The sequence below is a fragment of the Sorangium sp. So ce1036 genome (genome assembly GCF_051369805.1).
GTDB classification, from domain to species: Bacteria; Myxococcota_A; Polyangia; order Polyangiales; family Polyangiaceae; genus Sorangium; species Sorangium cellulosum_F.
The window spans coordinates 1,106,378-1,131,380 of record NZ_JBBMOX010000001.1 but is presented as its reverse complement, the minus strand read 5'-3'; the positions used below and the strand labels follow the sequence as shown (position 1 = coordinate 1,131,380).

Annotated in this window: 12 protein-coding genes; 3 read left to right on the top strand and 9 right to left on the bottom strand. The window is 75.6% G+C overall.

Going from position 1 to position 25,003, the window contains the following annotated elements:
- Positions 1-46 precede the first annotated feature (46 nt).
- From WMF31_RS04095 to WMF31_RS04080, 4 genes are all read right to left on the bottom strand, one after another.
- Positions 47-754: a potassium channel family protein gene (locus tag WMF31_RS04095; RefSeq protein WP_436600676.1), complete on the bottom strand. Its 708-nt coding sequence runs from the start codon at positions 752-754 to the stop codon at positions 47-49.
- A 1-nt stretch (position 755) separates the two neighbouring features.
- Positions 756-2,282, bottom strand: coding sequence for a cation:proton antiporter (locus WMF31_RS04090; RefSeq protein WP_436600675.1), 1,527 nt, complete (start codon positions 2,280-2,282; stop codon positions 756-758).
- A 160-nt stretch (positions 2,283-2,442) separates the two neighbouring features.
- Complete coding sequence (locus WMF31_RS04085) at positions 2,443-4,281, bottom strand: SLC13 family permease (protein WP_436600674.1); 1,839 nt, start codon at positions 4,279-4,281, stop codon at positions 2,443-2,445.
- A 94-nt stretch (positions 4,282-4,375) separates the two neighbouring features.
- Positions 4,376-5,680, bottom strand: a complete 1,305-nt coding sequence (locus WMF31_RS04080; protein WP_436600673.1) for a hypothetical protein — start codon at positions 5,678-5,680, stop codon at positions 4,376-4,378.
- 408 nt (positions 5,681-6,088) lie between these two features.
- Between WMF31_RS04080 and WMF31_RS04075 the strand changes: the two genes are divergently transcribed.
- Entirely contained in the window at positions 6,089-6,301 is a 213-nt protein-coding gene (locus tag WMF31_RS04075) for a hypothetical protein (RefSeq protein ID WP_436600672.1), read from the top strand.
- Positions 6,302-6,558: 257 nt separating this feature from the next.
- Positions 6,559-7,074 (top strand): hemerythrin domain-containing protein, encoded by a 516-nt coding sequence (locus tag WMF31_RS04070; RefSeq protein ID WP_436600671.1) that lies wholly within the window; start codon positions 6,559-6,561, stop codon positions 7,072-7,074.
- 813 nt (positions 7,075-7,887) lie between these two features.
- On the opposite strand, the gene WMF31_RS04065 is transcribed toward WMF31_RS04070, so the two are convergent.
- Both WMF31_RS04065 and WMF31_RS04060 read right to left on the bottom strand, forming a co-directional pair.
- On the bottom strand, positions 7,888-13,176 hold the full coding sequence (locus WMF31_RS04065) for a hypothetical protein (RefSeq protein WP_436600670.1): 5,289 nt from the start codon (positions 13,174-13,176) through the stop codon (positions 7,888-7,890).
- 336 nt (positions 13,177-13,512) lie between these two features.
- A complete protein-coding gene (locus tag WMF31_RS04060; protein WP_436600669.1) occupies positions 13,513-14,184 on the bottom strand; it encodes a hypothetical protein in 672 nt (223 codons plus the stop codon).
- 1,383 nt (positions 14,185-15,567) lie between these two features.
- On the opposite strand from WMF31_RS04060, the gene WMF31_RS04055 reads away from it, so the two are divergent.
- Positions 15,568-16,809: an AAA family ATPase gene (locus WMF31_RS04055; protein ID WP_436600668.1), complete on the top strand. Its 1,242-nt coding sequence runs from the start codon at positions 15,568-15,570 to the stop codon at positions 16,807-16,809.
- A 94-nt stretch (positions 16,810-16,903) separates the two neighbouring features.
- Here the strand turns inward: WMF31_RS04055 and WMF31_RS04050 are convergent, their stop codons facing one another.
- The 3 genes from WMF31_RS04050 to WMF31_RS04040 all read right to left on the bottom strand — a co-directional run bounded on the left by WMF31_RS04050 (position 16,904) and on the right by WMF31_RS04040 (position 24,942).
- Positions 16,904-18,427, bottom strand: coding sequence for an amidohydrolase family protein (locus WMF31_RS04050; RefSeq protein WP_436600667.1), 1,524 nt, complete (start codon positions 18,425-18,427; stop codon positions 16,904-16,906).
- A gap of 399 nt (positions 18,428-18,826) precedes the next feature.
- Positions 18,827-21,544 (bottom strand): hypothetical protein, encoded by a 2,718-nt coding sequence (locus WMF31_RS04045; RefSeq protein ID WP_436600666.1) that lies wholly within the window; start codon positions 21,542-21,544, stop codon positions 18,827-18,829.
- Positions 21,541-24,942, bottom strand: a complete 3,402-nt coding sequence (locus WMF31_RS04040) for a poly-gamma-glutamate biosynthesis protein PgsC/CapC (RefSeq protein WP_436600665.1) — start codon at positions 24,940-24,942, stop codon at positions 21,541-21,543. Before WMF31_RS04040 ends, WMF31_RS04045 begins: the two co-directional genes overlap by 4 nt.
- Positions 24,943-25,003: the final 61 nt, after the last annotated feature.

Here is a 25,003-nt window from a genome sequence, read left to right as displayed (position 1 = left end):
CTGCTCCTCGTGAGCGGGCCGCGCCGCGGGCGCGCCGGCCACAGGCTCAGCGCGGCCGCGCGCGGGCCTCGCCTGCCCCCGGATCGCGCCGGAGGAAGAACGCCACCACCTCGGCGAGCTCATCGCGCGCGGCCACGAGGAGCACCGTCGCGCCGCCCTCGACGATCGAGGAGCCGCGCGGCCCCTCGACGCCGCCGTCCGGGCGGTAGAGCGCGGCGAAGACGCACGAGGCGGGGAAGCCGGCGCTGCTCGCGATGACGCTCACGGTGCGGCCCGCGACCGCCGAGTCGGCGGGGACGTCGAGCTCGAACGCGACCGCCTCGCCGGTGCCGAGCACCATCGCGTGACGCACCGCCGGGTGCTCGATGGCCGTCGCCATCGCGCCGATGAAGACGTCGATCTCGGACAGGATCCGGTGGACGCCCGCGCGGACATAGACGCTCCGGTAATCCGGGTCGCGCATGCGCACCATCACGCGCTTGGCGCCCGCGGCCTGGGCCAGGAGCGCGACCGCGAGGTTGTCGGCGTCGCGGCGGAGCATGGCGACCACCACGTCGGCGCGCCCGACCTCCGCCTCCTTGAGCAGCCCGGCGTCGGTCGCGTCCCCCACGAGCGACACCAGGCCGCTCCGCTCGAAGGCGCTGTTGGCGATCGACTCGTCGCGATCGACGATGGTCACGTCGTGACCCGTGGCCGCGAGGTGGACCGCGACGCTCAGCCCTGCGCGCCCGGCGCCCGCGATGAGAACGCGCATGTCAGCCGCCTCCCTCGTGCGTGTGGAGCTTCACCATCTCGTGATCGATCTCGTTCGCGTGGGCGTCGGCCGTCTCGGCGGCGATGAGCCCCCGCCTCGCCGCGTCGAGCACCGCCGCCTTCTGCGCCGAGAGCAGCGCGATGTCCGTGAGGTGGTCCCTGGCCTGCTCGCCCTGGGGCGAGTGGAGCGCCGCCTCCGCCCCGATCACCTGGCGCTGGAACGCCGCCCGTCGCTCCGCGTGCTCCTTGCGGGACACGAGGCCCGAGGCGAGCAGCTCGTCGAGCTCCGCCTGGCCGCGCCGCGCGGCGATCAGCGTCGCCTTCGCGGCGTCGAGCGTGGGATCGGCCGCCGGGGTCGCGACCCCGAGGAGCCTGAGCAGCCGCGCGAACGGCAGCGCTTGCGCGACGAGGGTGACGAAGGTCACGCCGAAGACGATCGTGATCAGGCGGTCCCGGTACGCCATGTCGCGCGGGAGGCTGAGGACCGCCGCCATCGAGAGCGCGCCCTTGATGTTGCCGACCAGCATCACGTGCTGCCAGCGGAGCGGCACGACCTCCTGCGTCATGGCCCGCAGCACGCCGAAGCAGCCGTAGACGGCCACCGCCCGGCCCGCGTGCAGCGCGATGAGCGCGAGGCCGATGGAAGCCGCCTCGCGCACGAGCATCTCCGCCTGGATCTGCATGCCGACCAGCAGGAAGAGCAGCACGTTCAGCGCGAAGCCGCTCGTCTCCCAGAAGCCCTGCAGCGCGAGCACGCGCGAGGGCTCGAGGAACCGGCGCGCGACCCGGCCGATGACCACGCCGACGACCACGACCGCGATGACCGGCGAGGCGTGGAGCCGCTCGGTGACCAGGGCGGTGGCGAACACGATCACGGTGGAGGCGAGGATCGCGGTCAGGTGATCGGGCGTGCGGCGCAGCATGGCCGAGCCCACGGCGCCGAACGCCCCGCCGAGGACGGCGCCGCCGATCATCGCCATCGAGAGCTCGCGGAAGGTGGTGACGGGGTCGAACGTGCCGCTCGCGACGACGCGCGAGGCGAGCACCACGAGCACGAGCGCCGTGCCGTCGTTGAACAGGCTCTCCCCCTCCATGATCGCGGCCAGCCGGTGCGGGACACGGACGCTCCGGAAGGCGAGCAGCACGCTCACGGTGTCGGTGATCGAGAGCAGCGCGCCGAGCAGGAGCGCCGCCGCGAACGGGAGATCGAGCACCAGGGTCGCCACCGCGGCGGTGCCGAGCAGCGAGATGAGCACCCCCGGCACGGCGAGCGCGAGGATGGGTCGGCTCGCGGCGCGCAGGCTGTCCGCGTCGGCGAACAGGGCGCCCTCGAACACGAGCACGGGGAGGAAGGCGATGAGGATGACCTCCGGGTCCATCGGCGTGTTCGGGAGCACGTCGAGGACGACGAGGAGGAGGCCCACGAGCACGAGCGCGACGTTGTAGGGAACCCCGACGCGCTTGGCGCCGATCGCGACGGTGGAGCCGACGGCCAGGACCAGGAGCAGGCTCTCGAGCCGCTCCCTCACGCGTCGCCCCGCGGTGGCGGCGGCAGCTTGAGGACGAGGGCAATCGGGACCGGCGGAGGATACGTGGCGATATGCGCGGAGTCCTCGAGAGCGCTCATCGTGGATCCTGCGCTACAGGATCGCTCCGGCGTTCGCAAGGTAGGTGCAATGACGCCCGCGATCAGAAGCGGAAAACGAGCGGGACGACGATGACGGTCGTCGCCAGCACGAGCAGCTGCAGGGGCAGGCCCACCCGGGTGAAGTCTTTGAAGTGATAGCCGCCGGGGCCCATCACGAGGATGTTCACCGGAGAGGCGATGGGCGTGGCGAACGCGGCCGAGGACGCGAACGCGACCCCGAGCAGGAGCGGCTCGGGCGCGAGGCCCAGCGCGCCCGCCAGGCGGACCGCGAGGGGGGCCATGAGCACGGCCGTCGCGGTGTTCGAGAGGACCATGCCGATGGCCGAGGTGAACAGGACGAGCAGGCCGAGGACCACCGTGGGGCGCGCCCCCGCGAGGAGCCCCTCGAGGGCGGAGACGGCGGCCCCCATCGCGCCGGTGCGCTCGAGCGCGGCGGCGAGGGGGACCATGCCGGCGATGAGCACGACGCTCTCCCAGTTCACGGAGCGGTAGACGTCCACGGGGCGCACGCACCGCGCGAGCACCAGGAGGCTCGCGGCGAGCAGCACGGCGATGACGTTGGGCAGCCACCCGAACGCCATGCAGACGAGCATGCCCAGGGTGATGCCCACGGCGAGGAGGGCGCGCCCGCGATCGACGAGGGCCTCGCCGCGCGCGTCGGGCTCGGCGACGAGCACGAGATCGCGCCGCTCGTCGCGCAGGTTCTTGAGGTGCTTGAGCCGGCCCTTCACGAGCAGCGTGTCGCCGGCGCGCAGCTTGATGTCGCGCAGCTCGGGCGTGGAGTGGAACACCGGGATCGAACCGTCACCGCGCCGGATCGAGAGCACGTTCGCGCGGTAGCGGTCGCGGAACCTGGCCTCCCGCAGCGACTGTCCCGCCAGGCTGGAGCGCCGCGGCAGCACCACCTCGGCGAGGGACTCCTCGGGCGGGAGCGAGAAGGTGGGGCGCTCGCCGAGCGCCTCGAGGCCGAAGCTGTCCGCGACCGCGGCGATCGCCGCGTCGCTCCCGAGCAGGCGCAGCTCGTCGCCGGCGGCGAACGCCATCGTCGGCACCACGCGCTGCGCCTCGAGGCCGCGCGGCCCGGGGCGCGCGATGCCGATCACGGTCACGCCGAAGGCGGCGCGCAGGTTCGCCTGGCCGAGCGTGAGGCCGGCGAGCCTCGCGCCGGGCGGGACGCGCAGGGCGCGCAGGGCGCCGCCGAGCCCGTACTCCGTCGAGAGGTCGTCGAGCGAGAGCGGCCGCGGCGCGCGCGCGTCCGCGCGGTCCGCCGCGCCGGGCAGCGCGCGGCGGCCGATCCAGGCGAGGTACGCCACGCCGAGCGCGAGCACGATGAGGCCGGGCACGGTGAAGCTGAAGAAGCGGAACGGCGCGCGCCCCGCCTGGCGGAGCGCGTCGCTCACGAGCAGGTTCGGCGGGGTGCTGATGAGCGTGAGGTTGCTGCCGAGGTGCGCCGCGAACGCGACGGGCATGAAGATCCGCGCGGGCGCGATCCCGCGGCGCATCGCGAGCGTCCCGACCACGGGCAGGAGGATCGCCACGGTCCCCGTGGAGCTCATGAAGGCGGACAGGAGCGCCGTCGCCCCCATCGCGGCCACGATCACCTGGGCCTCGCCGCCGCCGGCGAGGCGCTCGAGGCGCTGGCCGAGCCAGTCGGCGACGCCGGTGTCGGTCAGCGCGGCCCCGATGACGAACAGCCCGGCGATCATGATCACGGCGGGGTTCGAGAACCCGGCGAGCGCCTCGGAGGCCGTGGCGACGCCGGTGATCGCGAGGGCGAGCAGCGAGAGCATCGCCACGACGTCGAGCCGGAGGCGATCGCTCACGAACAGGACGATCGTGAGCCCGAGGATGGCGAGCGCGATGAAGGCCTCGGAGGTCATGCGGCGGCGAGCCTAGTACGGCGCCGCCCGAGCTCGTCCCCGGTTCATGTCGCGGGGGGGCCGGGTCGCGCGCGCCGCGGCGGGGCCCGGCGCCCTAGCTCCAGGTCTCCGAGCGCCGCGGGTTGCGGGTCTCGATGGCCTCGGCGTGCCCGCGGAGCCCGCGCGCGGCGGGGAGGTTGCCGTGCGCCTCGAAGACGTCGGCGAGGGCGAGGCCGAGGATGACGATCTGCTGGGGCTTCTCCAGGGCGCCCACGGTCGGGGCCATGGCGCCGAGCAGCTCGAACGCGCGGCGCCACGCCTTTGCGGCCGCGTCCGGCAGCTCGGCGTTGAGCGCCGCGTGCCCGGCGCAGCGGTGCATGTCCGCCGCGAACTCGCGGCTGCCGCGGCGGTCCGCGAGGTCCCCGGCGCGCGCGTACGCCTCCGACGCGTCCAGGAACCGGCGCTGCTTGCTGTGGAGGCTGCCGAGCGAGGCGTAGGCCTCGGGGACGATCGCGAGCAGGTTGCGCCGCTCGGCCTCCTTCAGCGCGGCGACGAACACCCGGTGCCCCTCCTCGACCACGCCGGCGGCGATGAGCGAGCGCGCGCGCTGCATGGCGACGTGGATGGCCTCCTCGCCCAGCCCGCGGCCCAGGAGCAGCTCCTCGGCCTGCTTCTGGAGGTGGGCCGCGTCGGCGGGCTGCCCGCCCTGGAAGCACTTGTCCGCCTCGTGCAGGAGGCGCCGCGCGGGGAGCAGCTCGGGGGCGCGGAGGGGCGAGCCGGGCGCGACGCGCATCTCCAGGTCGGCCGGGAGGTGCTGGCCGCGGGCCGAGAGGTCGGTGAGCAGGCGCTCGATCTCGACGAGGGCCTGGCCCTCGGCCTCGGGCCACACGACGCGCGACGTGCCCTCGCCGAGGCGGGCGAGGAGGTCGCCGACGCTGGCGTGGACCGCGTCCACGAGCACCCAGCGCACGAGCGCGAGTTCGGGGCGCTGGACGAGGGCGAGGAGGTCGCGGGCGTGGGCCTGTGGGTCGTCGATGTGCTGCGGCGAGAGCACGACGACGACGCCCTGGCCCGGCGCGCGGGCGGCGAGCTGGGCCGCGAGGGCGGAGGCGAACGCGCAGAGCGGCTCGGCCGGCGGGCCCGGGGCGGGCGTGTCCGGGGGGGAGTCGGCCGCCTCGGCGGCCGGCGGGTCGCCGAGCTCGCGCGCGAGCGAGCGCGCGCGGGCGGCCCAGCCGCGGCTGGGGCCGTAGGTCGGGTCCGCCAGGATCCACACGGGGCGGGGCGAGGGGCCCGCCTCGCCGAGGGCCCGCAGGAGCGCGAGCGTGTGACCGTGGACGTGCGCCGGGACGATGACGTGCAGCAGGCGGGCCCGCTCGTCCGTGAAGATGGCGCTGAGCGCGCCGGCGAAATCGTGGATCATGTCGCGCTTCCCGGGCGGAGTCTTGCCCCCGATCGGCGGCGAGGCGCAAGCGAATGCGCCCGCATCGCACCGCGCGGTGGTCGCCCAGAGCGCGCGGTGGTCGCCTCCGGGCGAGAGAGGGCGGCGCGCCCGCGCGCGCCGACGTCCGTTGCGTCCGTTGCGCGGCGCAGGATGCCACGGTCGAGGCGAACTGTCCCACCGGGGCTCGCCCCCGGAGCGAGGGAGCGCGGCGGCGAGGGCGGTGATGCGAGGGGGACGCGCGGGCTCATCGCATTGCTTGGCCCGGGCGTTGCTGGACAGAGTCTGCGGAAACGAAGCGCTGGAGAGTCGTTGCAACGTCCGCTGGAGCGCCCCATGCGGGGATCCCCTGCGGAGGGCGTGAGCGGCACGGAAGGAAGGGATGGAATCGTGAAAACGGTATATTTGTCGATGGTGGTGCTTGGCAGCGTGGCGTTCGGTTGCGGCGGCAGCAAGCCGCAGCCGGAGGGGCCGGCGGAGCAGGCCGGAGAGGCCGTCGACGACGCGGCGCGCGACGCCAAGGACGAGGCGGAGGACGCAGCGGAATCGACGGGCGACGCCGCGGAGGACGCGGGGGACGAGATCGAGGACAAGACCGACTAGCAGGCTCTGCCCCGGGAGGTCGGGCGCGCCGGAGAGCGCCGATGAGCCCCGGCCGAGGGCGAAGAGCTCACGTGATCTCGGGCTGCTCGGGCCAGGAGGGCGGGCCGCCGCGCTCGCCCTCCTGGCCTGGTTGGCCCTGCGGACCGCGGAGAGCGCCGGCCGGACGGCCGGCGAACGAGGGGCTCGCGGGCTGCGCACAACCCAGGACACCCCGGCCGCGGCGCGGGAGCGCGGCGCGCACGGGAGGAGGAACGACCATGAAAGCGACCTCATTGCTCGAGAGGCAGCATCGAAAGGTGGAGTCCCTGTTCAAGCAGCTCGAGGGCGGCCGCTCGGAGCCGGCGCCGATCCTCGCCGAGCTCGCCAACGAGCTCGCCGCGCACATGGCGATCGAGCAGGAGCTCTTCTACCCCGCCGTGCGGCGGATCGACGAGGGCCTGATCCTCGAGGGCTACGAGGAGCACGCCATCGCCGAGCTCGCCCTGAAGCGGCTGATCTCGACCTCTCCGGAGGACGCCTCGTTCAAGGCGCGCGTGACGACGCTGAGGGAGCTCATCCAGCACCACGTCGAGGAGGAGGAAGAGGAGCTCTTCCCGAAGGTGGAGGAGGCCATGGACGAGGAGCGCCTCCAGGAGCTCGGCGAGCGGATGAAGGCGGAGTTCGAGCAGCGGCTCTCCGAGGGCTACGAGGTGCTGCTGCCGGCGGGCTACAAGAAGACGTCCGCGGACAGGGCGAGCCACGCGAAGCGCGCGGACGCGGCGAGCCCGGGCTGAGCCGGGGCGCCGCGGGGCCAGAGCAGCTCGGGGGCAGGACCCATCGAGGCGAGCGCACCTCGAGGCCGGAGGCAGGGCGCCATTTCCGCGCGGCGAGCGAGCATGCCGTACCCGTCGGACCGAGCCATGCGGGGCGACCGCCGAGCACGACATTGCGGGGAGCGCCGCGCTTCGGCACCTATGGCGAAGGCGGAGTGCCGGCAGGCCACAGAGCGGCGCCGGTCTGGGCGAGACTCGCCGTCCTCCGCCACCATGCGGCGCCTGCCGCTCGGGTCGAGCAAGAGCACTGCGCGATCACGGATCGCGATAGGCGTGTCTGGCCTGAAGACGGGGCACACCTCGAGACCCCCGTGGTCCTCCTTCAGCCGCACGAGCCTCCAGCCGTCGATGGCGAAGACCCGGCTGCCATCCGTGCAAAGGCGGCGATAGGACGACGACGTTGCGGCAACGAGGGTTGTCCCCGGAGGAGCGAGCGCACCTCCAGACGCCAGGCCTGTGGGCGCTTGGCCGCGTGCTGGCCCACGACGCGCGGCTAGACCGTGCGCGGTGAGCCAGGCGCGGAGCGCGGCAGGCGCCTCCACGGGCGCGGGGCTATCCCACGCAAGCTGGATCGATAGGTCAGCACCCACATGCAGCGCGGCCAATGGCCGTCCATGGCGCTCGATCTCCACCGTGACCGGCCCCAGCGTGTCCTCTTCCAGCGATGCGTCTTCGCTGTGCGGAGGCGCGTTCCCTCGAAGGCGGAGCAGCGAGTCGCAAGGGCCGGCGGCGACTCCCGGCGGGCGGCAGGCCCGACCATCATCACGCGCAGCGCTACGGATCCTCCCACGACGGCTCCACCGCCGGCCGCTGCCGCTCGATGAGCCCGCTCCCCTCCTCCTGCCGGTCGCGGAACGGCGTCGCGCGCGGCGGGAAGTCGCGCAGCCCGCGGCCGGCGGTGAAGTCGTAGCGGGCGAAGAGCAGCGCCGACAGGCGCGGGGAGGTCTCGGCCGGGCTCGGGATGTCGAACAGGAACGTCCCCTCCGCGCCGAGCGAGACGCGGTGGCCGCGCCCCAGCCAGCTCCAGAACGTCACCCCCGCGGTGAACGCGTCGCGCAGGAACGCCTCGTCGCGCGTCTCGTTCTCGGGCCGGTAGCTCGCGAGCCAGCCGAGCTGGATCCAAGGGAACAGGCCCCGGCCCGGCAGCAGGTCCAGGTCGAGCGTCACGTCGACGCGATCGAGCGTCTCTGGCACCGGGCTCAGCCGCAGCGACGTCCCCGCCGTGACCAGCGCGTCCACGAACGGCCGGTGCCGCAGGCGCGCGCCGAGCGCGGCCTGCGTGCGGTGCTCGGCCGCGTACGGCGTGAAGATGTCCTTGTCCGCGCCCTCGACGCCCCGGAGCGACCCGTCCACCGCGAGCCACGTGAAGCCCGCCCAGGGCGACAGCGTGAGCTCGTCGATCGGGATCGACCAGAACGCGCTCGCGCTCGCGCGGCCCCCCACCGCGCCCCCGGCGCCCGGCTGGTGCACGACGCGGCCGCTCAGCGCCAGGCCAGGGACCCAGCCGCTGGAGCTCAGATCGAAGCGCGCCTCCGCGCCGAAGCTCGCCGGCCCGTCGCGCAGCCGCCCGAACCCCGCGGCCGCGATCCAGGCGCGGCGCTCGAGGAGCTCGCGGTGCGCGTCGAGGCCGAGCTCGAGGAAGCGGAGGGGCAGCCGGAGGTCCTCCTCCGTGAGCTCGCTGTCGACGAGGCGCGCGTACCCCCCGACGGACAGCGGACCTGTGTCCGGGTCCTCGCCGACCGGGGGCGCCGGCCGGAGCGCGTCGTCCGCGGGCGCCCCGGCCGGCGGCGGCGCGGGCGGCGCGGGCGGCGGCACGCGCGGGCGGGGCGCGCCGGCGGCGACGGCGAGCTCCACGCGGAGCAGCGCCCTGCCCGCGGGCGACGCGACGCGCAGCACGTGCGGGCCCTCGGGCAGGACGGCGACGCGGGCCTCGACCTCGTCGCCCAGCCAGAAGAACGGCGCGCGCGTCACGCCCAGGCGGCGCGCGGCGCGGTCCTCGGTCGTGTCGAGCGCGATCGTCCCCTCCTCCACCGCGGCGCCGGCCGCGCCCTCGCCGCCGAGCGGCGCCACCGCGTAGCGCAGGTGGCCCTCGGGCGTCGCGGCGGCGATCTCGGGGCGGCAGCCCGGATCGCCCTCGCCCGCCGGGCCGGCGCCGGCGCGCGCGCGGGGCGCCGCGGCGCACGCGTAGGCGGCGCGGGCGCGGATGCGCACCACGGTCGGGCCGGCGAACGCGAGCTCCAGGGGGCGCCCGGGATCGATCTCGTGCCAGGTCGAGAGGACGCGGCCCGAGAACGGCTGCGCTGCGCCGTCCGCGGTCGCGCGGATCCAGCCGAGGACGCTCCGGTCCGTCGTGGGGCGCGCCTCGATGCGGTGGCTGCCTCTCGGCACCTGCACGACGCAGCGGTCGACCATCGGCGCGGGGTCGCTGCTCGGCGCGGACGCGGCGGAGCACGCGACCTTCTCGCCGTCGAGCGCGACGGAGAACGCGCAGGGGGCCTCCTCGTGATCGAGCGTCCGGCAGCGGCCGTCGAGCACGATCGCGCCCGGCTCGGCGCGATCGAACCGGAACTCGGCGCGCGCGCCGTCGGTGAGGAGGAGCGACGGCTCCGGCGCATCGACGAGCGCGCGGCGCACGCGCACGCGGAGCGGCAGCTCGTGATCGGCCCTCTGGCGGAGCTCGAGCGAGGCCGAGCCCGCCGCGGCGTCGGCGCGCGGCGGCACGTCCCAGCTCGTCACCGGGGCCAGCCGCGCGAGGGCCGCCGGCGGGAGCTGGACGGGCCGCGAGGGCGCGCCCGCGGCGGCGGCGCCGGCTGCCTCGCGGGCGGCCGCCTGGACGGCGAGCTCGGCGAGCGCGAGGGCGCGGAGGGTGAGCCGCCGATCGGGCGGCGCGGCCGCGGCGGCCACGTCGGTGGCGAGGTTGGCGGCGCGGGTGAGCGCCGCGGCGGAGCGGTGGGCGAGCCCGATCCGGGTGAAGGCGTCGGCGGCGATCCGCGCCTCGCCGGCGCGCTCGGCGAGGAGGCCGAGCAGGAGCGCGTCCGCGCCCGAGCTGTCGCCCGCGGCGCCTTCGAGCAGCGCGACGCCGCGGCGCGGCTCGCCGGCGCTCCGCGCGTCGCGGGCGGCGGCGAGGGGCGCGCGGTCTCCGGGCAAAGGGAGCGGGGGCACGCGCGCGGACAGGCCGAGCGGCACCACCGGCGGGCTGCCCGGCGGCAGCGCGAAGACCGTCACCGGCGGGGCGCCCGCGGCCGCCGCGCCGGGGCGCTGCCCGGCGCCCCGGGGCTCGTCCTCGGCGTCGCGGTCGAGCGCGGCGTCGCGGTCGAGCTCGGCGAGCGCGGGGAAGCCGAGGGCTTCGAGCGCGGCGGCGCGCTGCGCGTGGAGCGCCCCGCGGGCCTGGGGGGGCGCGGCGCGGAGGGCGCGCGTGGCGCCCCGGATCTGCTCGAGCGTGCCGTCGACGGCGGCGGCGCCGGGCGGCGGGCGCGCGGGCGTGACGACGCGCGGCGCCGGGGGCGCGGCCCTGTGCAGCCGCACGCTGGCGCGGACCAGCGCCGGCGCGGTGGCCTCGACGCGCAGCTCGCCCGCGCCGGCCGGGACCGGGATCTCGATCGCCCCCGTGGCGCCCGCGCGCACCCACGCCTCGTAGGTCCCGGCGCCGGCGCGCACGCGGAGCACGCGCCCCTCGGCGCCAGCGGGCCCGGGCGTGCCCGCAGGCCGGGGCGCGCCCGCCGCGGCGCCCGCAGGCCGGGGCGCGCCCGCCGCGTCGGGCGGCGCGAGCACGACGCGCGCCACCGTGGCGCGCTCCGGATCGGGGAGCGGGAACGTCACCGCGCCGTCGACCCAGGCCCACCGGGTGATCTCCCGCAGCGACGCGCACGGAGCGCGCCCCCGCCGCGGGATGCGCGCGAGCACCGGCGCCGCGCCCGCGCGCCGCTCGAAGACGCGCGCGCCGGGCGCCACCGCGACGACCGAGGTGAGCCCGGCGCCGCCGTGCACCGCGACCTCCGTGCCGTCGATGAGCACCGACGACTCGGGGACCACCTCGCTCGAGGCGCTCCGGAGGAGCACCCGCGCGTGCGCGCCCGGCGGCGCGTCGACGGTGAGCTCGGCGCGCGGGGTGTCGAGGAGCGTCCAGCGGAGCCCGGACGCCGCGTCGACGTCGCAGAGCGCGTCCGTGGCGGCGCGCGGCGCTCCGCCGCCGTCCACGGGCGGCGCGGGCGGCGGCGTGTCGCGCGGCGGCGCGATCGCGCTCCAGGCGGCGGTGCCCTCGGGGATGTCGAGCGTGTCCCAGGGCGCCTCGCGCGCCCAGGCGATCCGCGCGACGGGCGCGGCGCTGCCGAGGTCGCCGTGGCCGAGCGCGTACCGCTCGGCGAGCGGCGCCCCGAGCGGCCGCCGGCCGTCGTGCGGCGGTGAGAGCGCCGCGCCGAGCGCGGACACGACCGCGACGTCGTCCGGGTGAGCGCCCGCCCCCGCGGGGCCGGGCGGCGGCGGCGCGGCGGGCGCGGACCAGGGCGCGCCCGGGGCGCCCGGGCCGGCGTGCGCCGCGGCGAGCCGCGAGAGGGCCGCGCGCTGCAGCGGCGCGGCGCTCGCCGCCGGGCCGGCCTGCGCCGCCGCGTGGGCGCGCGCCGCGCGCGCGAACGCCGCGTCGGGCGAGGGCGCCCACCGCACGGACTCGGCGAGGACGAGCGCCCGGATCGGCGGCGGCACGCCCGGCCGCGCCGCGAGGTCGAGCGCCGCTGCGGCGGCGGCCGGGGCCAGGGTCCGATCGGCGGCGGCGAGCCGCCGCGGCGCCTCCACGTGGGGCTGCGCGCGCTCGCCGTCGTGGCCGGGCTGCGCGGCGCGATCGAGCAGCGCCGCGCGATCGCGCTCGGGCGCGAGGAGCTCGGCGACGCCGGCGCGCTGCCGGAAGCCGCCCGCGGCGACGGCGATCTCCCCCTCGACGACCTCGACGGTGACCTCGCGGGCGTCGACCGGCAGCGGCACCCGGATCCACCGCGGCTCCCTCCAGCGCGCGGCGTCCGCGAGGCGCGGCCCCGTGCGGAAGGCGAGCTCCCGGACGACGGCGCCGCCGGCGCGGACCACGACGCGCGTGGCCCCGTGGGCGCGCGCCCGGAGGGCGATGCGCAGCACGTCGGCGTCGGGCGCGCGCAGGCCGAGCCGCGCCCCGGCCCCGAGCCATCGCCACGGCGTGGCGCGCGGGGCGGCCGGCAGGTCGGGGCGTTCGCGCCCGCCGCGCACCTCGACGGGCTGCTCGACGAAGTACGGCTCGACGAGGGGCCGGAGCAGCAGCGACTCCTCGAGGTACCGCGCGGTGAGCCATGCGGCCGCGGCGGGATCGAGGCGCGCGACGGCCCGCGGCGAGGCCGCTCCCGGCGGCGAGGCCGCTCCGGGCGGCGAGGCCGCGCCTGCGGCGGCGGGCGGCGAGAGCGCGGCGCGCGCGGCGTCGACCCAGCGGAGCAGCGCGCCGGCCTCGCGCGGCGCCGTGGCGGGCGCGGGCGCGCGGCCGCCGAGCCACGCGGCGACGTCCTCGTCGAGGCGGTACCAGGCGAGCGGCGCGCTCTCCCGCGCGGCGACGCGCACCGCGACCTCTGCGCGCTGCGGTCCCCGCGGGACGGCCGCGCGCACGACGGCGAAGCGCGCGCCGGACCAGGCCGGCACCGCGAAGTCGCGGGCGCCCGCCCTGCGGGGCGGGAGCGGCATCCAGGTGATGACGTCGGGCGTGTCCCCGACGCCGGAGCCGAGGCCGATGCCCGCGACCTCGCCGCGCAGCTCCAGCCGGTCGCCGGGCTCCACGGGCACGAGGAGCAGCTCCTCTGCCGCGAGCGCGACGGGCCCGGTCGGATCGGCCGCGGCGGGCGCAGCCGGCGCCGCGGCCGCCCCCGGGGCGCCCTGCCGGGGACGGTGGCGCCAGAGGACGACCCGCGCGCTGTCCGGCGCCACCCAGGCGAGCGGCTCCGCCGCGGCGGCCTCGCGCACGCCGGAGGCCCCCGGGGTGACGCCGAGCGCGAGCGCCAGCGCGGCGCCGAGCAGCGCGCGGCGGGCAGCGGACGCGGCGAAGGCGTCGAGATCCACGGCGATTACCCTTGCCCCATGCTCACCGTGCGCACCGCGCGCCGTGAGCTATCGGGCTAGCCGATTTCCGGCCGCGAGCGCAAGCGCGTGCTCTGGGGCGGCGCGCCGCAGCCCACGTTGGGGGCAGACGCAGCCCGCGTTGTGGGCAGACGCGCCCCTGGCCGGTGCGGCAGCACGCGTCGGCGGGGCGGATCCGCCGCCGCCCGGGGGCGCATCCATCGGCGCCCGGGGGCGCATCCATCGGCGCCCGGGGGCGCATCCATCGGCGCCCGGGGGCGCATCCATCGGCGCCCGGGAGCGCATCCATCGGCGCCCGAGGAGCGGCTCCGCTGCGGCTTACGGGAGCGGCCAGCGCCGCTCGCGCTTCAGCCGCGCGAGCAGCGCGGCGAGCGCCGGCCCGTCCAGCTCCAGGAGCGACGCTTCCTCCTCGGACGGCAGCGCGACGCCGAGCGCGTCGCACACGTCCCGCACGGCCCGCCGGAGGCCCTCGCAGCGGCCCTCGCGCAGGCCTTGCTGGCGGAGGGACGCGAGGCTCGCGTAGCCCTCGCGCTGCAGCAGGCTGGCGAGGAGGGCCTGCTGCGCCGCGGCCCGGTCGTAGAGCGCCTCGACCGGCACCGGGTTCTGCAGCACGCCGGGGGCGCGCAGCCAGTCGCCCGGGAACACGCGCCGCGGCGGCTCGTGCGGCGCGTGCACCTCCACGTGCCGCGGCGCCCCGAGGCGCACGATCCAGAGCCATCGTGTGCCTGCGCCCAGCAGGTCGCGGATCTTCTGCGACAGACGCGCCTCGTCGTGGCCCACCTCGGCGTACTCGATGGCGAGCGCCGGCGTGCCCGGTGCCCAGCCAGGCAGCGCCGCGGGCACATTGCCCACGGCCACGTCCGGCGCGCGCAGCATCCCGGGCGCGGGGCTGTATCCCGTGTCGACGCCGACCTCGGAGACGGCGGGATCCCAGGCCACGACCGCGGCGCCGAGCAGCTTGAGGCTCGAGGCGCGCGCGCCGCTGGGCACGCTGAAGAGGGGATGTCCGTGCGACAGCTCGTACGGATCGCCGGGCCGGAGCGGATCGGCGCGAAAGGGCCCCTCCGGGGGCGGCGGGGGTGGCGGGGGCGGCGGAGGCGGCGGGGGCGGCGGGGGTGGCTGACGCGCCGAGGCCGGCGCAGGGGCGTGCGGATGCTGGCCTGGCGCGGGCGCCGGGGGCTGTGCGGGATCTGCGGGGGTGGAGAGGATCTCGGGAGGATGAACAGGGTACCTGGGTCGCATGCTGTGGATTGCGGGCGCTCCGGAAGACTGGTCATGCTTTCCGCGGGTCGGGGGTGTCTGCTTGGGGCCGGGCGGCCGTCGAGGCAGGCTTCCAGGCGCGCTCTCGCGGAGGTTCCGTTGCAGGGGCCGCTTCCCATCGACCTGCTGGAGCGCCAGGGAGCACGCATGGCGAATCAGGATGCGACCGAGCGCAGCGCGCGGCGTGCGCTCCGAGGGCTTCTGCGTCAGCTCGTGCGCTTGGTGAGGCGACGCGCGTTGGCGCGCACGACCGGACGGCTGACGGCGGCGTGGCGCCGGTGGGCGCCTCGAAGGCCCGAGAGGCCCGAGGGAGGCGCGAGGCCTCACGCGGACGAGCGGACCTTCCGGCGAACGGCGGAGGCGGAGCGCGGCGGCATCAGCTCGCAGGAGAGCGCCGCCCGGTACGCTCGGGGAGACAACCCGGGAGGAACGCACCACAAGATGCGGGACGGCGAGCCGGAGCAGCGCGCCCGTCCTTCGATGGAGGATTCGGCGGACGAGCCTCAGCCGCGCGTCGAGCGCGCGCACGGCGGGGAGCGGACGTTGCCGAGCACGCGGCGCGGGTGACCGGAGGGGAACGAGGGAACCGCGCCGGGGCGCTCCGACCGCCCTCGAGACCTCGGAAACGAGCTGGAACGACCGGTCCGACCGCCCTCGAGACCCCGGAAACGAGCTGACACGACCGGTCCGACCGCCCTCGAGACCCCGGAAACGAGCTGACACGACCGGTCCGACCGCCCTCGAGACCTCGGAAACGAGCTGAAACGACCGGTCCGACCGCCCCGTCGACACGAAAGCGGACCCAAACGACCGGTCCGACCGCCCCGTCGATACCGGAATGCTCCCGGCGGCCGGTCCGACCGCCCTCGAGACCCGGAAACGAGCTGACACGACCGGTCCGACCGCCTTCAACGAACCGGAACCTTGCGGGGACGTCCGTGGCGTCGAAGATCCCGCCGCTTGCGCGCCCGCCGGTACCCGGGAGGGGCCGCCGTCTTGACAGGCATCGAGCCCCCCGAGGTGGGCTCAGCCATGCATCGCCAGAACCGTGAGGCGGACTGCCAGATCTGTCCGATGCGGCAGCAAGGGTGCTAGGCTGCGCATGGGTTTCCCATGCGGCTGCTCGATCTATCCATCCGAAACATCGGCCCATTCGATGAGGCGTGCCTGGAGTTCCTGTCAGCGCCGGACGATCCGGTGCCGGTGGCGATCATCACCGGGGAGAACGGGACCGGGAAGACGATCCTGCTCGATGCCATCCGGGGATTGTTCGGAGAGCACTACGGGCGCCTCGAGCGTGCAATCTGGCGAAATGGCACGCCGTTCCAGATGAAAGCCAACCTGGTCATCGACGAACGCCAGGAGGTACTGCTATCGAATCAAAAGCAGTACACCGAAGGGCCATTCGATTTTCAACCCCGCAACGCGGCGCTCTACCGTCTTCCCATCGAGGTCGGAGGGGGCAAAGCGTGCCCCAACTGGGCGGTCGATTTCTGGCGCTCTGCGCTGCCCGCGGACGCCTACACGATCACGCAGCTCACCCGGCAAGAGCCGAAGGATTTCCTGCGAAATTCTCTGAAAGGCATCCAGCGAAACGCCGCGGTGACGGAGCTCATCTGCGCCTTCGACTACCTCCGGGGAAGCGACGATCCTCGCGATCGGCAGGACGGAGAGGCTCTCTACGACACCGTACGCCGGATCGTCGAGCTCAGCGTGCTCGACGGAGAGCTGAGCCACGTGGATCGGCGCGCCTTCATGCCCATGATCCGCCAGAGCGGCCAGCTCGTCCCGCTCTCCAACCTGAGCAGCGGCAACGCCTACCTCATCCAGCATATGATCGGGCTCCTGGGCAAGATGTACGCCGTGCACGCCCTGCGCGGGACGGATGCTTCCGAGCTCTGCAAGACGCCGGGGCTGCTCCTCATCGATGAGGCCGAGAACCACCTGCACCCACGCTGGCAGAAGCGATTCTTGCGCGACGTCATCAGCCTGTTCCCGAACATCCAGATCATCGCCACGACGCATTCACCCTTCATCGTCGGCTCGGTCCCCGGAGCCAGGGTATTCGTATGCCGATATGATCGGGCGCGAAAAACATGCGTGGTCGACGATGCCTCCGATCTCTATGCGAACAAGCCGGTCGAGGAGATCCTGCTCTCCCCCGCGTTCGACGGCACGCAACCGTTCGGCGAGGAAATCACGCGGCTGCTCGAGGAACGCAAGGCCGCCTTCGAGGCGGGAGACACGCCACGGCGCGAGGAGATCGAGAGGCAGCTCAAGGAGAAGAATCTCGAGCATTTCTCCTACATGACCATCGAAGAGCGGCTACAGGCGCTCCGCGGCGAGGGAGCATGAGACGCCGCACCGCCCGTGCGTCGCCCGCTGCCCCCGGCCCCTACCCCGGGCCACGGGAGCCGGCGCGCTGGACGCGAGCGGCCGCGCGGGCGCCTCAGAAGAGCACGCCGCTCACGCCCGCCGTCGTGAGGAGGTAGTCCCTCGACGCCTCGAGGGCGGCGCGGAGCAGGTTCACGGGCGCGCCGACCAGGCGTCCTCGCCATTTCCGGATCTTCCCCGCGACGATCACCGTGTCCACGTTGCTGCGGTCCATCAGCGTCACGACCGCCCCCGGCACGTTGTTGAGCGGCGCCACGTTGATGGCGTCCGCCCGCAGCAGGAGGATGTCGGCCTCCTTGCCCGGCGTCAGCGAGCCGATCTTGTGGGAGAGGCCGGCCACCCGGGCGCCCTCGACCGTGGCGAAGCGGATCACGTCGCGGCACGTGAGGAGCTCGGGCAGGTTCGGCTCTCCCGCCAGCGCGCGCTCGTTGATGAGCGCCCGCTGAAGCGTGAACACGCCCCGCATCTGGGTGAAGAAGTCCGCGGTCATCGTGCACTCGACGTCGGTGCTGAGCGAGGGCTGGATGCCCCGATCGAGCGCAGCCTGGATCGGGGGCATGCCGTGCCGCATGGCCATCTCGATCGGGGCCGCGATCGAGACGCGCACGCCCGCGTCGGCCATCGCCTGCCAGGAAGCGGCCGAGATGCCGCTCGCGTGGATGAACTCGAGATCGGGCCCGAGCAGTCCCTCGCTGTCGAGCTGCTCGATGAGCGTCTGCTGGCCGAGGTGGCCGACGAGGTGAGTCACGATGAGCAGGCCGTTCTGGCGCCCGATCGCCCAGTAATCACGGAACGCGGGGTCGAACAGCTCGCCGCCCATGGCCAGGGTCACGAGCTGGTCGGTCGAGGAGAAGTACTGGAGCTGCAGCCGCTGGAGATCGTTCGGAAAGATGTTGCTGGGGCCCACGCCCGGCGAGTACACGAAGACCGTGCGACGGCCCGACTCCTGCAGCGCCTCGATGACCGCATCGGTGTGATCCGGAGAATGCCCGACCTGCGACGTGTCGACGACCGTGGTCACCCCCGCGTCCAGCTGGCTGAGCGCGGAGGCGAACACGGCGACGAAGGCGTCCTGCGGCCTGAAGACCGGCGTGAGGGTCGAGTGGATGTAGTCGAGGTAGTTCCTGTCGCCGTGCGGCAGCCCGTCGTCGGCCAGCAGGCCGTCCGACAGGAAGCTCCGCAGCGCGGTCTGGTACTGGTGATGATGGGTGTCGACGAACCCAGGCATCACGATCGTCCCCGCGGCGTTGATGATCGTCGCATCCGGGGCGTACAGGTTCGCCCCGACCGCGATGATGTGCTTGCCCTGGACGAGCACGTCGCCCTGGGCGAAGTCCCCCACGTTCGGATCCATGCTGAGGACGGCGCCGCCCTTCAGGAGGTACTGCCGGTGCGGGGCACCGGTCTCCAGCGGCATGGCCTCGGTCTCCGTCGTCTCCTGCGCCGACACGGGCGTCGAGAAGGTCGCCGCGGCGCCGAGGGCAGAGGCTCCCACCGCGAGGAACTGGCGACGAGAGGAGCCCGCCTTCGCTGGATCCCCGTCATGCGTCGAGCTGTCTCCACAAAGTCTCTTGCACATCTCAAGCTCCTCCTGCTGGGCTCACGGGTGCTCCTGTCGTGCCGCAACGCCTTCGAAGCCCACAACGTCCGCGTTCGATTGGCACAAAGAAGGAGGATAAGCCGGACGGAACCCAGGATCGAGCCTCGTGAGATGCGGCGAACCTCGAGATCGTATCGTGGGGTGGACGTGTCTCCGGCGTCGTGGGCTCCAGTCGCCACGGTCGGGGGACCTCACGAAACCGGCGCGATCTCGCCGGAGGGTAGGTCCATTCCGCATGGGAGCGCTCGTGTCGTCGTCCCGCGCGGCTCCCTGGCGTCGAGTCGAAGAAACCGCTCGTCCAGCCGGCCCCCCCGCGCGCTCAATGTGCCTTTGACATCGCGCGTGAATGAATGAGACCCGTTTGGGTTCCCACGAGCCTCACGGATCGTCCTCCACCCACAGCCTCGGCCCGTCGTCGCGCCCCGGCGCCTTCTGGCCGACCAGCACCGCCCCGATCCACACCGCCTCCGCCGTCTCCCCCGCGTCCCCCGCCTGCGGGCCGAGCAGCCACAGCCGCACCACGCGCTCGCCCGGCGCGAGATCGTCGCCGAGCCGGATCACCCCGCGCGCCACGCCGTCGGTCCCCCGCGCGTCGGTCGCCGCCTCCCACAAGGTCGCGCGCGCGAGATCCCCGCCCCGGCCCGCGAGCACGCCCTCCGGGATCGTCACCCGCCGGAAGAACGCCGCCTCCCGCGACGCCGGCCTCGCGCCCTCGATCCGGTACCGCAGGCGGTACGCCGCGTTCTCCCCGGGCGTCACCACGAACAGCACGAGGTGCAGCGTCTCGCCCGCCCCCTGCCGGAACCGGTACGTCATCGGACGGGCGCGCGTCAGCTCGAACACGTCGCGCCGGCGCACGATCGGCCCGCCGTTCGCGGGCGGCGCGTCGGTGTAGGCGATCCCCGCCTCGCCGAGCCCCTCCACCTCGACCTTGCGCGCGCCCGCCTCCGCGGGCACCCGCAGCGTGCCCGCGCGCGTCACGATCGGCTCCCGCGCCGCCACCTCGCCGTCCACCCGCACCGCGACCTCCCGGCCGAGCGCCTCGCGCGCCGCGCGGTAGATGACCGACAGCCGGCCCGCCCGCGCCCCCTCGGCCTCGACGCGCACCTCCTTCGCGACGAGCAGCGGCGTCCACGCGTCGCCCGGCGACGGCTCCCCGGCCGACTGCCACGCCGGCATCAGGAGCCGCCGCCGCACCGGCGCGTGCTCGGGCGTCAGGATCCGCTCCGGCCGGTCCGCGTTCGACCTCGCCCCCCGCCCCGCGCGCTCGATCCGCACCTGCTCGCGCAGATCGGAGAAGCGCTCGCCGCGCTCGAGCTCATCCAGGTTGATCGCGCGGACGTCGGTCCACGTGCTCACGTCGAACGGCGCGTAGCGCCACACCTCGTCCTCGCCCAGCGCGACCCGGTACGGCAGCCGGTACAGGGTCTCGTGCACGCCCGGCTCGATCGCCCGCAGCCGGATGCGCGTCCGCGCGTGCCCCGTGATCTCGATGCGCTCCACCCCCGGGGGCGGACGCAGGATCGCGAGCCGCGGCTCGGACGCGTCGAAGCCGCTGTTCCACCACTCGAACCGCGACCGCGGCAGCGTCACCGTGAGCTCCGCGCGGTCCGACGGCCCCGGGCCCCACCGCGCCACCACCGTCGCGTCGCCCTGGTCCGCCCCGGTGCTCGCCTCGATCTCGGCCCGGATCAGCAGCCCGAGGAGCTCCTGCCCGGGGGCCATCCGCGCGATCACCGGCGCGCCCGGATCCAGCGCCAGGTAGCGCACGATGCGCACGTCCGGCGGCGTCTGGAGCCGCACCGGGGCGGTCGTCGCCGCCGGCGCCGCGCCCGGATCCTCCGCCGGCGCCGCGCTGGCGGCCTCCGCCGCCTCGTCGGGGGCGCCCTCGGGCGCGGGCATCGCCGGGTGCACGATCTCGCCGATCTGCTGCGCGGCCTGCGCCTCGGGCACGCCGAAGCGGACGCCGAAATCCGGACCGACGCCGTCGATCACCACCGTCCGGACGTCCTCCCGCGACAGCCGCACCGTCGCCCGCCCGAGCGGGCCGAGCGCGACGCTCACGGGCGCGCTCGCGCCGTCCGCGACCCGCACCGTGCGGCCCGGCGGGCCCTCGATGTCGAGCGACACCGGGCCGCGGAAGTTCAGCGCGGCCGCGTGGCGCTCGCCGATCGTGAACTCCGACGCGCCGCGCCCCTCGGCGCGCGGGAACGGCCTCCGGAACCGGCGCAGGAGGAGCCGCGACACCGCGTAGTCGAGCCCCTCGCGGCCCGCGGCCTCGAGCCGCCGCGCCCAGCCCCGGAGCAGCTCCCTCCGCGCCGGCTCCGGCAGATCGGCGAAGCCGAGCGCCGACACCCGGCGCCCCATCTGCCGCCGCTCCTCGGCGTCGAGGCTCTGCTCGAACAGCGCGCGCGACGCCTCGCTCCGCTGGTAGCGGCCCTCCAGCCGCGACAGGATCGTGAGCGCGACCGGCGCGCCGTCGCTCCCCACCGCGGGCTTCGCCCGCAGCCGCACCTGCCCGCCCTGCGGCAGCACGTCGTGCGTGATGAGCAGCGTCGAGCGCGGATCCGTCACCGCGCCGCCGCCGCGCTCGAGCCGCGCCGCGTACTCGCCCTCGCCGAGCGGGCGATCCGGATCGCAGCTCACCCGGCTCTCCAGGTCGATCGCGTGCCGCGCGACCTCCTCGCCCCGCTCGTCGACGAACGCCGCGACGAAGCCGTAGGGGTAGCGCCTCGCCGAGTCGCAGGCGTCGGCCTCCACGCTCGCCCACGTCGTCACCTCCACCGCGTCGATCTCGACCGGGATCTTGATGACGAGATCCCGGTGCGGATCGATGTGGTAGGCGAGGATCTCGTCCTCCGCCGGCAGCGCGCCGCCGAGCGGCGGCGCGCCCGGCAAGAGCGCGAGCGCGAACGCCGTCAGGCCGAGCAGCGCCATCGCGATCAGCCAGCGCGGGTTCACCGCCCTGCGCGGGCCGGCCCGCTCCGCGCTGAACGACCCCTGCGCCGGGCGCGCGACCAGGGCGGGCCGCGGGCCGCGCGGCGGCGCGACCCGCCCGCGGCTCGGTGGCTCGCGGCGCCTCGCCGGGGCGGTCACGGGCTCATCTCCTGCGAGGCCGCGTCGGGCGCCGCGCTCCCCGACGCCGGCGCCGCCGCCGCGTCGGGCGCCGCGCCCTCCGACGCCGGCGTCGCCGCGTCGGGCGCCGCGCTCCCCGACGCCGGCGTCGCCGCGACCTCGACGCGGAGCGCGCTCGTGCCGATCGTGACCGCGCGCCGGAGCCGCGCGGCGTCCGGCACGGCCGCGCCCGGGACCGCCACGAGCGCGCCGTCCATCGGCAGGAGCTCCGCCTCCCCCGGCCGGGCCGCGATGACCCAGGGGCGCCCCGTCACCACGTCGCGCGCGATCTCGACATGGCACCGCGCCCCCGGCGCGGCCGGCCGCGCCGCGAAGTACGCCTTCAGGTAGTACGGGTTCCGCTCGGCGGTGTAGCGCCGGAAGACCTCCATCTCCGCCGAGAGATCGCACCCGGCCGGCACGCCCCGGGTCGGGCAGACGTCGTCGCCGCTCGCGCCCGCGCCCGTCGCGCACGTCGCGAGCGCGAGCGCGCGCTCGGCCACGTCGAGCGGCGCGGGCGTCACGCCGAGCCGCGACAGGCGCGCCTCGAGGCGCGACTCGCCGAACCCGGGCGCCGCGAAGCGCCGGAGCTCGAAGAAGCGCCGGATCGCGCTGCCGAGGTACACGATCCCGAACCGCCCCTCGGCGAACCGCCGCGCGTAGCCCATCGCCACGTCCGTCGCGCCGCTGAACGGCACCTGCTCCCGCGCGCCGTCGAACAGCCCCACGCGCAGCTCGAGATCGTCGAGCGTCGTGAGGAGCGGCCCCGCGAAGGTCGGCACGTGCCCCGGCCGCACGACCTCGTACCCGAACGAGATCACCGCGTCCCGCTCGTGGCTCCGGTCCGCCTCGATCGCCTGCACCGACAGCGCGTGGCCGCCGTCGCCGATCCACACCTCGTGCACGCGCTGGAAGAAGCTGCGCAGCCCCTCCGCGCGCCGCACGTCCGCGGCGCCGCTCGGCTCCGCCGTGGGCACCGCCCCGGCGAGCAGCAGCGACTGCGCCGAGAGCGCGTCGGCGATCGCGAGCCCCGCGCCGAACGCCCCGATCTGCCAGCGCGGCGCCGGCACCTCCACCAGCATCACGCCCGCGAGCGGCGCCCGCTCCACCTCGGGCGAGGGCGAGGCGGGCAGGATCCCGCCGATCGACGCCGCCGGCCCCGCGCTGCGCGGTTCTGGCGGCGGCGGCGGGGGCGGGGGCGCGTGGGCGAGCACGAACCACGCCGGGTTGCCGCGCCGCTCCGGGTCGCCCTCGGCCGGCCCCGGCTCCGCGATGCCCCACGCGGCCGGCGCGCCCTCGCTCCCGCCGATGCGCACCTCGCGGAAGCCGAGCCGCCCCAGGATCGCCCGCTCCCACGCGGTCGGCGTCGCCGCGCCCGCCGCGCCGCCCCGGCGCGTCGCCGCCGCGATGAGCCGCGGCACCACGACGCTGTCGAACAGCCTGAGCTCCTCGATCGACGGCGGCCGGAACCGGCCGGGCCGCACCTCGGTGAGCGGCACCATCCGCCGCGACAGCTCCTCCTCCACCGTCCCGCTCCAGCGCACGATCTCCGGCGCGCCGAGCATGCGCGCGCCGACCGCCTCCGCGACGTGGACCGGCACCCGGAGGCGCGGCATGTCGGCGAGCTGCCCCGGCGCGTCGGCCGCCGGGCGGAACGTCAGCGCCGCCCCGGCGCCGAGCCCCTCGCCGATGGCCGTGACCGGCAGCCCCGCCGGCGAACCGACCACGCTGAGCTCCGGCGCGGCGCCGCTCCCCGGCTCGACGATCAGCACCGCGGGCCCCTCCATGGCCTCGATCATCGCGCCCGCGAACGCCTCGTCGTGGCGCCGGATCGCGCCGTGGCGCGACAGCAGCACCACCCCCGCGGCGTCGAGGATCTCCGCCACCCGGAGCGCCACGGGCGGCAGCGCGGAGCCGACCTCCGCGGGCGCCGCCAGGACCAGCCACTCGGGCCCGCCCCCGGGGCCCCGGCCGGCGCGCTTGCGGAACGCCGCCCGCGGCGCGCTCGGCGCGTCCTCGGGATCCTCGAGCCGCGCGCTCACCACGAACCACGGCCTCTCGCCGTCGCCCTCCTGCGCCACCGAGAGCCGCGCGCGCTCGGCGGCGCGCAGGTGCTCGTCGGCCGGCCGGCCGGCCTGCAGCACGTCGCGCGCGACGCGGTAGGCGATCCGCCGCGCCTCGATGTCGGCGGCGATCGCGGCCGCCCGCGGGCGCGGGCCGGGCCGCGGCGCCGTGTCCGCGAGCACGAGCGAGAGCGCGGCGCTCCCGACGCGCGGCGCGGGCCGGGCGTCGGCCGCCGGCACGGGCGGCGCGCTGCCCCAGCCGAGCGCCACGAGCCCGTAGCCGACGGCGTTGCCGGCCAAAAACGCCGTGAGCGACACCTGGAGCGTCGGCATGATCACGACGCCGACGCGCTCCTTGTTCCACATCTTCACGGCGAGCAGGCTCGGGAGCAGGTACCCGAAGCCGAAGTAGTCGATCATCTGCAGCCCCGGCGCGTACCGCACCATGGCGAAGCCGATCGCCATCTTCACGATGAAGCCGACGACGTAGACGAAGATCATGCGCCGCGGCCCCACGAGCAGCATCCGGGAGAAGGGGCGGACCGACGTGATCCAGCGCGACAGGTAGTAGACGAAGAGCGCCTCGACCGTCGTCGTGAGCAGCTTCGTCGGCTCGTACCAGGCCACGGCGAGCAGGCCGGGCACGAGGATGCCGTTGTAGTCCCACCCGTAGCGGACGTTGTTGCGGGCGCCGAGCAGCGCGCCGATGACCAGGATGATGTGGGCCTTCGGCAGCTCGAGGAACTCGAGCGACAGGCTCTCGTTCAGGACCTGGAAGCGCGAGACCGAGAGGTTGGTCGTCCGCAGGAGGACGCCGAGCACGAGCGCCGTCAGCGCCGTGATGACCGCGAGCCGCGGCGCGGCGCGGAGCAGGCCGCTGTTCCAGAAGGCGTTCGCGATGAGCGGCACGAGCACGAGCCCGATGCTGTAGAGCTCGCGCGAGTGCGCGAAGTCGTGGCGCGCCGCGACCTCGGGCACGACGAGGCCCTCGACGAACAGGCGCACGATCACCGCGCCGACGATGAACAGGTAGAACCGCTCGCGCCCGAACGCCGTGGACCAGGCGCCCGTCCGGGTGATCCAGCGGCCGATCAGCGCGACGAACAGGTAGGTCGCGATCGACTCCGCGATGATGAACACCGCGGTGACCGGCGCCGCGAAGAACACGGTCGCGAGGTAGCCGGGCACGACGAGCCCTGCGTACGTCCAGCCGAGCGTCTCGGTGAAGAACGTCCCGAAGACGAGCCCGATCAGGACCGCGGTGTGGAGGCTCCGGTCGAGCCCGTTCGGTGGGAAGAGCGGCAGGTTGTCGAGCATGCGGCGGACCGGCGAGGCAGCAGCGGCAGGCGTCGAGGCAGCGGGGGCGGGCGGCGGGGCG

Excerpts from the sequence above, each read along its gene's own strand:
- WMF31_RS04095 (WP_436600676.1), bottom strand. The coding sequence starts at position 754 with ATGCGCGTTCTCATCGCGGGCGCCGGGCGCGCAGGGCTGAGCGTCGCG.
- WMF31_RS04080 (WP_436600673.1), bottom strand. The coding sequence starts at position 5,680 with ATGATCCACGATTTCGCCGGCGCGCTCAGCGCCATCTTCACGGACGAG.
- WMF31_RS04040 (WP_436600665.1), bottom strand. The coding sequence starts at position 24,942 with ATGCTCGACAACCTGCCGCTCTTCCCACCGAACGGGCTCGACCGGAGC.
- WMF31_RS04070 (WP_436600671.1), top strand. The coding sequence starts at position 6,559 with ATGAAAGCGACCTCATTGCTCGAGAGGCAGCATCGAAAGGTGGAGTCC.
- WMF31_RS04055 (WP_436600668.1), top strand. The coding sequence starts at position 15,568 with ATGCGGCTGCTCGATCTATCCATCCGAAACATCGGCCCATTCGATGAG.
- WMF31_RS04050 (WP_436600667.1), bottom strand. The coding sequence starts at position 18,427 with ATGTGCAAGAGACTTTGTGGAGACAGCTCGACGCATGACGGGGATCCA.
- WMF31_RS04085 (WP_436600674.1), bottom strand. The coding sequence starts at position 4,281 with ATGACCTCCGAGGCCTTCATCGCGCTCGCCATCCTCGGGCTCACGATC.